This window comes from Pseudomonas sp. B2021 (assembly GCF_018135665.1).
Classification (GTDB): Bacteria; Pseudomonadota; Gammaproteobacteria; order Pseudomonadales; family Pseudomonadaceae; genus Aquipseudomonas; species Aquipseudomonas lactis.
The window spans coordinates 4,193,597-4,205,002 of sequence record NZ_SMOF01000001.1; the positions used below are offsets into that span (position 1 = coordinate 4,193,597).

Sequence of the window (11,406 nt, forward strand, 5' to 3'; positions counted from 1 at the left end):
CATTTCAAGGACGATAAAAACAATGAAAGCCATCCTCGCCGCCCTGCTCCTGATAGGTCTTGCCGCGCCTGCACTCGCCAACGACAACCCCATCGGTTTCCAAACCACTACCCTCCCCGACGCTCATAACATTCGCCCATTGGAGATGGCCGTGTGGTACCCCGCCATTACCACCGCGCAACCCAAGCTGATCGCCGACAACCTGGTGTTCATTGGTGTGCTTGCGGTACCTGATGCCGCACCGACGCCCGGCAAGCACCCTTTGGTGGTGCTCTCCCACGGCTACGGTGGTAACTGGGGCAAGCAGGCGTGGCTGGCCAGTGCACTGGCCCAGCAGGGTTATATCGTGGCGGCGGTGAACCACCCGGGCACTACCAGCCAAGATCGCAGCGCCGAGGCCGCTGCGCAGTTGTGGCAACGGCCCAGGGATTTGAGCCGGGCCATCGATGCGCTGTTGGCGCAGCCCGAGCCATTCGGTGCGGTGGACAGCGGCCGGATCGCGGTGGTGGGTCATTCCCTCGGGGGTTGGACGGTGATGGAGACGGCCGGTGCACGTTTCGACCCGGCGCTGTTTGCCCGGGACTGCAGCGCCAATCCGACGCTGGTCGCGTGTACCGCCTACCGTGAGATGAACCCTGAGGGCACTCCGAACGGGAAGGCGCAATTGGCCGCGGACTTGAGCGACAAGCGCGTCAGCGCCGTGGTGTCTTTGGACCTGGGCCTGTCTCGCGGGTTTACCGATGCAAGCCTGGCGGCGCTGCCGGTGCGGGCGTTGGTGATAGCGGCGGGTGTACCGTCAGCGGATTTGCCGGCGCAGATGGAATCGGCCGACATGGCCAAGCGGCTGCCAAAAGCCTCGACGCAGTACGTGCAGATCAGCGACGCCAATCACTTCAGCTTTATGTTGCAATGCAAACCTGGCGCAGCGGCGGTGCTTGATGCCGATGTGCCGGGCGACAGCATCATTTGTCAGGATGGGCCGGGGGCACGGCCACGACCTGTGATCCAGCAGCAGGTGATCACGCTGATCAGCCAGTTCTTGGCACACTGAATCTCTGGCCACAGTTACCACCTCTGCCTTGACTGACTGGCATTAACCCAGGGCCCGGTCATATGTGTTGAAACTGGTATCATCCGCGCCTTTCCCTCTCAGGCATCGCGACATGAACCGCCAGAAAAAACTCCAGCAGCTCTTCAAGGCCAAAGCCAAAAAAGCCAGTGCCAAGCTGGCGCCAAAAAGCAAAGACAGATACATCAGCAAGGCCGACCGCTTGAAGCTGGAAACCGAAGCTGGCCAGGACTCGGTTACGCCCCCCGAGACGCCTGCTGAGTAAGACGCATGGCTGAAGGGGTGGCCGCTTCATACTTGCCCCAGATCCGCCGCAGATGCCGCGCCGAACCAAAGCCTGCGCGTTCGGCGACGGTTTCAATGCCCAGGTCCGACTCGGCCAGCAGTTCGCGGGCTACGGCCACGCGCAGGCGATGCAGGTAATCCAAGGGGCTGATCTGTACGTGCTCCTGGAACAGGCGCGCCAGGTGCCGGCTGCTGGTGCAGGCCAGGCTTGCCATGCGGGTGAGTGTCCAGGCTTCGCAGGGGGCGGCAGTGATGGCGTCTTGCACGCGATGGACCGCCGGGTGCAGGTGATTACGCCCGGTTATCCAGGGCGACAACTGCGGGTCGCTGCCGCTGCGGCGCAGGTACACCACCATGTCTCGCGCCACCGCGCACGCCAAGCGTGGCCCGGCCAGTTCGGCAACCAGATGCAACATCAGGTCGATACCTGCTGTGACACCAGCACTGCAACTGACCGGGCCATCAGTGACGTACAGGCGGTTTTCCAGAACCTGGGCCTCGGGGGCGAGGGCCTGCAGGGTGGCGCACAGAGAATGGTGCGTGGTGCATTGGCGCCCATCGAGCAGCCCGGCCCTGGCGGCACTCAATGCGCCGGCGCACACGCACACCAGACGCTCGGCCGAGGGGGCGAAGACGTTTTGCAACCACTGGGTGAGCTGATGGCTGGCCGATTCGAAGGCCTTTTGCTGGGCTTTCGACACGTTCATCGTGGAGCCCACCAACACCACCAGCGTACCGGGGGCCAGGGTCGACGGCAGTGGCGCCAGCCCCGTCAGCGGCAAGCCGATGGAGGTGTGCAGCGTTGCCACCGGGCTGACGTATTGCAAGTCGAAATCCACCGCCGCCGGGTCGTCGACCTGCGCGGCCAGGCGCAGTACTTCGGCAGGCCCGGCCAGGTCGAGCATCAGCACGTTTGGCAATAGCACGAACAGCACCGGTACGCTCACCACTTCACTCCGCCAGTGCCTGGGCAACCGTCACGATGCGGGCGAAGCGGTCATCGAGGACCAACTCCGTGCATTCGCGAATCTCGGCCGGCGTATAGACCCGGCCGCTACGCGCGTGGGTCATCGGGAAGGTCAGGGTCGCCTCGCTGACAAAATCCACCTTGAAGCCGCTGTCGGAAGCCTGCCGCGTGGTGGTCTCGCAGCATTGCTCGGTGCGGATGCCGCTGATGATCAGCGTGGTGACGCCCATTTCCACCAGGCGCGCGGCCAGTGGCGTACCGGCCAAAGCGCTGTGGTAGCGCTTATGGATTACCAACTGCGGATTGATCGACAACTCGCTCAGTGCCCTGACGTTGCCCGACTGCATGGAGAAATGCCCCTGGTCTTCAACATGGAAGACTTGTACCACCGGGATGCCCCGCTGAACACAGCCGTCGATGAGCGCCTGCTGTTTTTCCAGGTAGTCGGGCAGGTCATTTTCGGACCAGTAGGTTGAATGGCGGAAGGAATGTTGGGCGTCGATCACGATCAGGGCTTTATGGGTCATGGACAGTCCTTGTGGCTTGCATCAGTGGGTAAATGATGCACGCCATGGTAAGGACCACCTACAGTGCGCGACAGACGCAAGGCAGACTACTTCAGGACGGATTCGGATATATCACCGGGCACGCCATAGCACAACGGCTGCCGGGTTCGAAGCCATGGACGTATTCATCCGCCAGGATCGTTTCCAGACGCGGATCGAGGTGAATTGCAAAGCCCAGGCGCCGGTAGAATGGAGCATTCCAGGGTACATGCTTGAAAGTGGTCAGCGTCACCGCACGCAGGTGTTGGGCGCGGGCATGATCTATCGCCGTTTCCATCAATCTGCGCCCCCAGCCCTGGCCTTGGAGCGGCTGAGCAACCGACACTTCATGGATATGCAGGTCGTCGCCAAAGCGTTCTGCGCTGAGGAAGCCTTGAGGGTGATCGAGGTCATCAACCACCACCCAACAGGTCGATAGCGCGATCCACTGCCGATGGCACTCGACGCCGATCGGCGCGGCATCCGCCAGCCAAGCCAGCCCTTCGATTGCGCGAAACGCCTGGGCCGCGCACTGCTCGATGGCGGGCAACAAACCGGCATCTTGCGCGCGCGCCAGGCGAATATAGGCGGACTGCTCAGCAGCCACTCAATGCCACCTGGGGCCGTTCGCCCGCAAAGAAGAAGGGCCGCAAGCGCACGCCCACGCCGTTGCCGATAAAGGCCGCCACCAACCACACCCAGCCATGCAGGCTGCCCGAGGCGATGCCACTGAAGTACGCGCCGATGTTGCAGCCATAGGCCAGGCGCGAACCGTAGCCGAGCATCAAGCCGCCGATCACCGCCGCGATCAATGAACGCAGCGGGATGTTCAGGCTGGGGGCGAAGCGCCCGGCCAGGCCTGCGGCCAACAACGCACCGAGAACAATGCCGATATCCATGACGCTGGTAATGTCTTCCCATACCGGTGCAGCCAGGGCCTTGGCATTGCCCGGCATTTGCCAGAATGCCCAACTGGCGACGTCTACGCCCAGCCCGCTCGCCACCTTGGCGCCCCACAGCGCGAACGCCGAGGTAATGCCCCATGGCCGCCCGGCCAGGGCCAGGGTCACGTAGTTGAGCAACGCCAGGCCAATCGCGCCCCACACCAACGGCCACGGCCCGCGCAGGAAGCGACGCAGCCCTTGGTGCTCGCTTTGTACGCCTTGTTCAAGCTGACCATGACGGCGCTTTTCCAGGCGCACGGTCACCATTGCAATCAGCCCGAACACCGCCAGGCTTAGAACCAGCGCCGGCAGCACACCGAAACTTTTGACAATGGAAACCGCCGGGAACGATGGCAGTGCAAACCACCAGTCGACGTGATGGCTGGCGATCAACGAGCCACAAATAAAGAACAGCAGTGTCACCAACATCCGCGCATTACCGCCGCCGACGGTGAACAAGGTGCCCGACGCACACCCGCCGCCCAGCTGCATGCCGATCCCGAAAATAAACGCCCCGAACACCACCGACACACCCGCTGGCGCCACCAGCCCGGTCACCGGCTGGCCAAACAAAGTGCCCGCGCCCAGCGCCGGGAAAAACAGCACCACCGCCACCGCCAGCATCACCATCTGCGCACGCAAGCCGGCGCCACGCCGATCATTGATAAACACGCGCCAGGCCGAAGTAAAACCGAAGGCAGCGTGATACAAGGTCAGGCCGAGCGCGGCGCCGACCACCAGCAACAACACCTGGCGCGCGCCCACAGTGTTTTGCAGGAACAGAGCGCCCGCCACCAGGATGACAAAAGCGATCAGTGGCGCGACGGGCTTGCGCCCGGGCGACAGGGAAAGAGAGGTGCTCATGGGGATCTCGATTGGTTGGAAGGAGGCAAGTATAGCCTCAGACGCAATTTGATCAGGTGGGGGGCATTGCCCAAAGGCTCATTGTTTGACCCACCGCTTTCGCAGCCTCGCTAAAGCTCGACAGCTCCCACAGGGGATCGGCGGTGTATGTGGAATCACGCTTTGCAGGGCCACCGCACCAAACACAACTCCCGACAATAACACCGCTCAAAATGTGGGAGCTGTCGAGCCCCAGCGAGGCTGCGAAGGCGGCGGCACAGGCAACACTTTCATCGCCTGAACCACCGCTTTTCGCAGCCTCGCTGGGGCTCGACAGCTCCTGCAGGAGATGAGCAGGCCTGACTAACCCAGGCTGATCGACTTCCACGCCGCTTCAGCCAGCAGTTCACGGTATTCAAATGGACTCTTTTTGACCTTCGCCGACAACCACGCACGCGAGTAACTTTCCGCCGCACCAATGATCAGCGAAGGGATCAGCTCGGCAGGCAAGTGGCTGAAATGCTCCTTGCGCCCTTCCCCGCCCATCCATTCCTTCAACTGCTGGTTGCGCTGTTTATTGCGTGCAAGCAGCTCGTCCTTGAACGGGCCGCTGGAGACGGCAAAACGGCTTTGGAACACGAACCGCGCCCAGTTCGGCTGTGCGGTCACCCATTCAACGTAGCTGTACACCAGCCCGACGACACCTGCGTGGGCGGTGTCCGCTGCTTGCAGATAGTGGTCACGCAGACTGGCCTGGTCCTCCAACGCCGCAAAGAACAGCGCAGCGACCAACCCTTCTTTATTGCCGAAGTGGTGATAGATAGCGCCCACGCTGGTGTCGCAGCGCGCGCGAATGGTTTCGATAGAGGTCGCCTCGATGCCCACCTCGTTAAAACACGCCAGTGCTTCGCGCAGGATGATGCGCTTGAGGTCGCTGCGCCTGCCGGGGAAGGTGCGCTCGATGAGATCGATGGAGTGCATGGAGGAACGCCAAATCAAAACAGTTTATAGGCTGAACGACCGGCAGAGAAAGCTCAGGTTGACAGCCGTGGAATCAACAGAATATTGTTCTGTTACAGAATATTATTCTGAAAATGACCCTTGAGGATATTCCGATGAGCCAAGCCCTGAGCATGTTCAATAGCGTAGGCCCCGCTGCATTCAGCAACCTGGCCTGCCAGATGGCCCCCTACTTCAGCACCATCACTCCCGAGATCGCGGAGCTCAAACCCAACCATGCGGTGGTCACCGTGCCGTTTCGCAAGGAAATCACCAACCACCTGGCCTCGGTGCATGCCATCGCACTGTGCAACGCCGCCGAACTGGCCGGCGGCATGATGACCGACGCGTCGATCCCCGCAGGCGCACGCTGGATTCCCAAAGGCATGACTGTGGAATACCTGGCCAAGGCGAAAACCGATATCCGCGCTGTTGCCGATGGCAGCGCTATCGATTGGCAGACTGCGGGGGACAAGATCGTGCCGGTCGAGATTTTCGATGCGGGTGGCGTCAAGGTCTTCACCGCCCACATCACCATGAATGTGAAACTCGCTTAGGCATTCGGCCGGCCCAGGCAGTATCAGCTACGCGGCATCTGCAATGCGTGACTGGACGCCTGGTGCGGTCGACGATGCACTGCGAAGCGGTGCGGATTGCCGTGGTGGTATCGCCGGCGATATGCGGCATCAATTGCGCATCGGCAATACCGCCAACGGCGAGCTGAACCGGTCTTTTCCAGGGCGAAGGTATCAATGGCGAACGCCTTATCGGCATATCAAATAAGAGGACGGGAAAGATCATCGGCCGTCAAAAAAATACCTCTTCTCCCAAGAGACACGGATCAAAGCTTTTAACTTTCTGATTAACCAGCGCTAAATAAAATCCTTCGAAAACGTCTTACTCAATGGGAAGTCTCGGCACACATAGCGTGCGAGAGAAACCTAAAAATCTTCATAACCCCTGAACGTCAGCCAATTGAGTAGGCGAAGCGCTCGCGAGTCCTATCCATCGACTTATTCAGGAACATACGCCCCGGTGAAACGGCGCGCCCTAGTTCAGAAGGATCTCTATGCAAAGCCTGCCGTTCTCTGCGTTACGCCTGCTCGGTGTGCTGGCAGTCATGGTCTGCGTGCTGTTGACGACGCCAGCCCGTGCCGACTACACCGACCTCTCCCTGACCCACGAAAAAAACATCCAGTCCTACGTCGTGAACCCCGACGGTAGCTTTGTGCTGGATGTCGAACGGGTTATGCGGATCAATGAAGAGCGCGCGATCACCTCCAACGCCCAGCGCTCTGTGACCTACAATCGCACCCTGGAAACTCTGGATATTGTCGAGGCCTACACGCTCAAATCCGATGGCCGCAAAGTCGTGGTAACACCAGACCGGATCAAGGAGCAGCAGGAACTGGAGTCTGCCCAGGCGCCGATGTTTCAGGACTCGCGGGTCAAAGTGGTGATCTTCCCGGAGCTGCAAGTGGGTGATCGCATGGTTCTGCGGTACCAGCGCCATCGCAATACACCGTTGTTTGCGGGGCAGTTCGAAGACCTTTTCTCGCCGGACTTTTACCAGAATGAGCAGGTGCGCCTGAGCTACGACATGCCCGCCGAAATGAAGCTGTACGCCGACTCACGGGGTTTCAAAGCGTCCGCGCCAGCCAACGCCAACGGGCGAACGGTGTACCGCTGGGACTTGGAGCAAACCAAGAAAAATCGCGTGGAAGATGGCTCCGTTGCCTACACCGACTACGGGCAACTGCTGGCCGTATCGACGTTCACCGACTACAAACAGTTTGCCCGGGCCTACGCCGCACGCGCACAGGTAGAAGTGACCCCGGCCATGACCCAACTGGCCAAGGAACTCACCACCAACCTCGACAACCCACGCAGCAAGGCCCTGGTGCTGAGTGACTGGGTACGCAAGAACATCCGCTATGTGGCCGTGTACGTCGGCGCCGGCGGCGTAGTACCGCACTCAGCGCAAGCGGTGCTGGATAACCGCTACGGCGACTGCAAAGACCATGTAGCCCTGCTTGAAGCGCTGCTCAAAGCCGTCGCCATTGAAAGCTCGCCCGCCCTGATCAACGCCGGCAACGCCTACGTACTGCCCCAGGTGCCGACTCTGGGCGTGCTCAACCATGTGATCACTTATGTACCCAGCCTCGATCTGTACCTGGACTCCACCGCGACCCCCATCGCCGCTGGCTACCTGCCTCTGCCCGAACTCGGCAAACCGGTATTGCTGACACAGACCGGTGAGCGTAAGCAGACACCGTCCCGCCAGCCTGGCAAAGTGGACACAACCATGGCGTTCAAGGTCAACACCAAAGGCGCTGCAGACTTTACCAATGACTCCACCATCGACGGTTGGGGCGCGGAGCTTAACCGCTTCATGCTCAAGGCCATGCAGCCCGCCGACCGTAATCAGTTGGTGCAACAGGTCCTGAGCATGTTTGGGCAATCCGGTAGCGGCGTGATCGAAACTGACGCTTTGGACAGTACTGCCAATACCTTCAAGTTCGCGATCAATGGCCACACCAGCAACCTGGTGAACCTGCCGGGCCCGACTGGGGTGCCTACCCTCTCCAGCCTGGCCGGCGGTATTGGCCAGAGCGTGTTTTCCTTGATGGCCGAAAAGGAACGCACTCAGAACTTCTCCTGCCTTTCGAGTGAAATCTCAGAAGTTGCGCGCCTGGAGTTCCCCGCCAAGGTGAAGATCCTCGCGGTGCCCAAGGCAGTGTCGGTGAAACACGCAGGCTTCGACTATCGCTCTACCTATGTGAAGAAGGCCAATACGGTGCTGATCACCCGTCAGTATGTGTTTAGCAAGCCAGAGATTCTCTGCACCCCGGAAGATTTTGCGGCCATGCAACCGGCCATTGAAGGCATGGTCAACGATTTGAAAAGCCAGGTCATTGTGCAGACGTTGTAACGCCCTGGCCCTTCTTGCGTGTCAGTGGTTATGCACTGGCGCGCGGGAAGCGGGGACTGCATGCTGAGGCGCAGCTATAAAACCGTTCCTAACCCGGTTGGCGCTTCTGTGAGGCGCTATCAGCCTTTAACGTTCTGACTCGACAGCCCGCACGCTCGTAAAATCAAGAATGACCGTAAACCTCTGTTGCTCACGGATCACCTCAATCTGCCAGCCCAGCTTTGCGCATAACTGCCGCATCAACTGCAACCCTAGACCATATCCATAGTCGTCGGATTCCTGCCGCGGCCTGGCCTCGTTGATGTAATTGGCAATCACCAGCCTGGGGTATTTGAAACTGATGTCCACCGTGCCCTCTTCCGCGTATTGCAGCGCATTGCGCAGGAAGTTGCCGATCACGATACGGCACGCTGTAGGGGGCAGTCGGCAAGGTTCGTTGTGGATGTCGATGCTCAGCTCAATATCCCGGTGACCGATCAGGTAGCGGTGTTTTTCAATCAGGTCGCCCACCAGCTCGCTCAGGTCAACGTCTTCTTCCGGCAGCGGCTCGGGACGCTCGCGGCTCATCCACAGCAATGTTTCGGCGATCAGTTGCATGTTCATCACCGAACGTTCTATGCGCTGCAATGAGGGTGGCAGCGCACCGCCCGATTGCAGGGCCAACAATTCGATTGTGGCCTTGAGCACCGCCAGGGGCGTGCGCAGTTCATGGCTGGTGTAACGCAACAAGCGGCCTTCTCGTTCGCTGGCGGCCTGCACCTGCTCAACACTTTTGGCCAGGGCATCGGCCAGCATATTGAACTCCTTGAAGCTGAAACCCGGTCGAGCGCCGGTCAGTGCCTCAGGGTCTTTGAGTGTGCCGGACCATTGCACCAGGCGCCCCAGCGGCCGAACCAGCCACCAGACCAGCAAGGCGATGATAATCAGCGCCGGCACGAATACCGCCAGGCTGATGAACTTGACACTCTCTATGACCTGATCGAAATAGGCATCAGACAACGGCGTCTCCACCTCTCCACCTGCTTCTTTATCGTGGTCGATGTCGTACATGTAGAGGGTTTTGCCGTCACCCAGGGGCTGTTCGAGGATGATCTGGAACGGCTCGTCGTCGTCATCGGAATAGAGATCGCCAAAGATATTCACCGCGCCGAAGGACAGGCTCGGCGATGTAGTGAGCAACTCGCGCACGTCCTGCGGCAACGCCTCCTTGCCGATGACGCTGGTATAGAAGTAATTGTGCGGCGTCGGCGTGGTCGGGTCCTGTTTGTAATGCCGGAGAAAATACTGAGCTTCCTCCTCCATCATCGCGCTGGCGGTGTAGAACAGGCCCCGCACGGTGAATTCAGGCAGCAGCTTGCTGTAGATCACCAGCACCACCGCAATCAGACACAGGAAACTGCCGCTGATTACCCACTTCAAGCTCAGGCCGTTACGCATGGGGTTTTACCTGAATGCCGACACCCGCCAGGGTATGGATCAACGGCCGGCCAAAGGGTTTGTCTACCGTCTTGCGCAGCCGATGCATATGTACTTTGAGGGTATTGCTGTCGGGTGGCTCATCGCCCCAGATTTTGCTTTCCAACCGCTCCCTGGGAACAGGCTCGGGACTGGCGCGCATCAAGTGCTCGAGCAAGGCCCAGCAGATGGGTGACAGATGCAACTCCTGCCCTGCCCGGCTGACTTTGCGGGTGGTCAGTTCCATGACCAGGTCGTCCACTTGCAGGCGGCTGGTCTGGCCGCTGCGCCGCAGGCTCAAGGCGCGAATCCGCGCCACCAACTCGGCAAGCTCGAACGGCTTGACCAGATAGTCGTCGGCGCCCGCGGCAAAACTGGCGAGCTTGTCGGGCAACGCATCCAGCGAGGTCAGCATCAGGATGGGGGTCTGGATGCCTTGCTGGCGCAACCCTGCGCACACCTGCTGGCCGTCCAGTCGCGGCAGCATGATGTCCAGCAGAATGACGTCGTAATGCTGGTTGAGCGCCAGGTTGAGCCCGGCCTGGCCATGGCTGGCGTGATCGCAGACGATGCCGCTGATCTCCAGGTACTCGATAACGGTGGTGGCCAGGTCCAGGTTGTCCTCGACCAGCAGCAGATGAATATGCACGGAAAAAACCCCTCGGGCAGGCAGTGCGCAGCGGTGTGAAGGATAGCGGAAGTCGGCAGGTTTCCCGTGATGTTTACCTGACGTTAACCCCGTGCTGCTTAGGCTAAGGATCTTCTTATCCAGAGCTCGTCACCGTCATGAACCTGTATTCGATGATCAAAGGGGTGCTGTTAGCCGTGATTTTCCTCGCGCTGATGGTGGGCATCCTTCCACAGCAAACGCAGTTGGTACGCATGGGAGGCAATGGCTGGTTTCTGGTTGGCCAGAACGTTGAGCAGACAGGGTCGTGTGATGTCGCCCGTGCGTCGTGATGAGATTGGCGCCAGCTATACCGGCCAGTTGGTCGCCTGCGTGGTGCTGGTTATTGGTGTGGCGGTTTCGATGGGTATCTATATCGCGCGCTTGAATGCGCACCTCGATGAGCAACGCGACCTGTCCTCGGTGTATCTGCCCGACTGCCCTGACGGCCGCGGTGGTTTTATGGTCTATCCCGATGACAGGCGCAGTGGTGACCAGTGCTACACCGCCGGTGAGGATGAATCGATGGAGGTCGATGAGGCGCAGCGGCTATCAGGCTCGAACCTGGCGCAATGGTTCGACTACCTCCTGCCTGCAATTCAAACCCCGAGCAGGCTCTAGATACGTAATGCCGTTCAGTGACCTCTGTAGGAGCGAGCTTGCTCGCGAAAAACGTCAACGATAACGCGTGCTTCCTGAA

The 11,406-nt window shown here is 60.1% G+C and carries 13 protein-coding genes; 6 read left to right on the plus strand and 7 right to left on the minus strand.

All coding sequences use genetic code 11. From position 1 onward, the window contains the following. Window positions 1–22: 22 nt before the first annotated feature. Entirely contained in the window at window positions 23–1,051 is a 1,029-nt protein-coding gene (locus E1K68_RS18745; RefSeq protein WP_003192692.1) for an alpha/beta fold hydrolase, read from the plus strand. A gap of 112 nt (window positions 1,052–1,163) precedes the next feature. Then, window positions 1,164–1,334 (plus strand): DUF2986 domain-containing protein, encoded by a 171-nt coding sequence (locus E1K68_RS18750; RefSeq protein WP_003192693.1) that lies wholly within the window; start codon window positions 1,164–1,166, stop codon window positions 1,332–1,334. On the opposite strand, the gene E1K68_RS18755 is transcribed toward E1K68_RS18750, so the two are convergent. From E1K68_RS18755 to E1K68_RS18775, 5 genes are all read right to left on the minus strand, one after another. Next, window positions 1,306–2,301 carry a helix-turn-helix domain-containing protein gene (locus E1K68_RS18755; protein WP_169856037.1) on the minus strand — a complete coding sequence of 332 codons (996 nt, stop codon included), beginning with the start codon at window positions 2,299–2,301 and terminating at the stop codon, window positions 1,306–1,308. The genes E1K68_RS18750 and E1K68_RS18755 overlap by 29 nt on opposite strands. 4 nt (window positions 2,302–2,305) lie before the next feature. Next, window positions 2,306–2,848 (minus strand): isochorismatase family protein, encoded by a 543-nt coding sequence (locus E1K68_RS18760; RefSeq protein ID WP_212614538.1) that lies wholly within the window; start codon window positions 2,846–2,848, stop codon window positions 2,306–2,308. Between the two features lie 91 nt (window positions 2,849–2,939). Continuing rightward, the gene (locus tag E1K68_RS18765; protein ID WP_212614539.1) at window positions 2,940–3,473 is read right to left on the minus strand and encodes a GNAT family N-acetyltransferase; all 534 of its coding nucleotides are present in this window, start codon (window positions 3,471–3,473) and stop codon (window positions 2,940–2,942) included. Then, entirely contained in the window at window positions 3,463–4,674 is a 1,212-nt protein-coding gene (locus tag E1K68_RS18770; protein ID WP_212614540.1) for a YeeE/YedE family protein, read from the minus strand. The genes E1K68_RS18765 and E1K68_RS18770 overlap by 11 nt, the downstream gene beginning before the upstream one ends. A 342-nt stretch (window positions 4,675–5,016) precedes the next feature. Beyond that, window positions 5,017–5,634, minus strand: coding sequence for a TetR/AcrR family transcriptional regulator (locus E1K68_RS18775; protein ID WP_057711868.1), 618 nt, complete (start codon window positions 5,632–5,634; stop codon window positions 5,017–5,019). A 134-nt stretch (window positions 5,635–5,768) separates the two neighbouring features. Here E1K68_RS18775 and E1K68_RS18780 point away from each other — a divergent pair, with 134 nt between their 5' ends. Together E1K68_RS18780 and E1K68_RS18785 are read left to right on the plus strand one after the other, a co-directional pair. Further along, a complete protein-coding gene (locus tag E1K68_RS18780) occupies window positions 5,769–6,209 on the plus strand; it encodes a hotdog fold domain-containing protein (RefSeq protein ID WP_003192702.1) in 441 nt (146 codons plus the stop codon). A gap of 512 nt (window positions 6,210–6,721) precedes the next feature. Continuing rightward, window positions 6,722–8,584, plus strand: a complete 1,863-nt coding sequence (locus E1K68_RS18785) for a DUF3857 and transglutaminase domain-containing protein (protein ID WP_212614541.1) — start codon at window positions 6,722–6,724, stop codon at window positions 8,582–8,584. A 126-nt stretch (window positions 8,585–8,710) separates the two neighbouring features. On the opposite strand, the gene E1K68_RS18790 is transcribed toward E1K68_RS18785, so the two are convergent. Together E1K68_RS18790 and E1K68_RS18795 are read right to left on the minus strand one after the other, a co-directional pair. After that, window positions 8,711–10,021: a HAMP domain-containing sensor histidine kinase gene (locus E1K68_RS18790; RefSeq protein WP_069557711.1), complete on the minus strand. Its 1,311-nt coding sequence runs from the start codon at window positions 10,019–10,021 to the stop codon at window positions 8,711–8,713. After that, window positions 10,014–10,688: a response regulator transcription factor gene (locus E1K68_RS18795; protein ID WP_212614542.1), complete on the minus strand. Its 675-nt coding sequence runs from the start codon at window positions 10,686–10,688 to the stop codon at window positions 10,014–10,016. The genes E1K68_RS18790 and E1K68_RS18795 overlap by 8 nt, the downstream gene beginning before the upstream one ends. Window positions 10,689–10,825: 137 nt before the next feature. Between E1K68_RS18795 and E1K68_RS18800 the strand changes: the two genes are divergently transcribed. Next, the gene (locus E1K68_RS18800) at window positions 10,826–10,999 is read left to right on the plus strand and encodes a hypothetical protein (RefSeq protein ID WP_164692209.1); all 174 of its coding nucleotides are present in this window, start codon (window positions 10,826–10,828) and stop codon (window positions 10,997–10,999) included. After that, complete coding sequence (locus E1K68_RS18805; protein WP_032896065.1) at window positions 10,980–11,327, plus strand: hypothetical protein; 348 nt, start codon at window positions 10,980–10,982, stop codon at window positions 11,325–11,327. Before E1K68_RS18800 ends, E1K68_RS18805 begins: the two co-directional genes overlap by 20 nt. The last annotated feature ends 79 nt before the right edge of the window (window positions 11,328–11,406 follow it).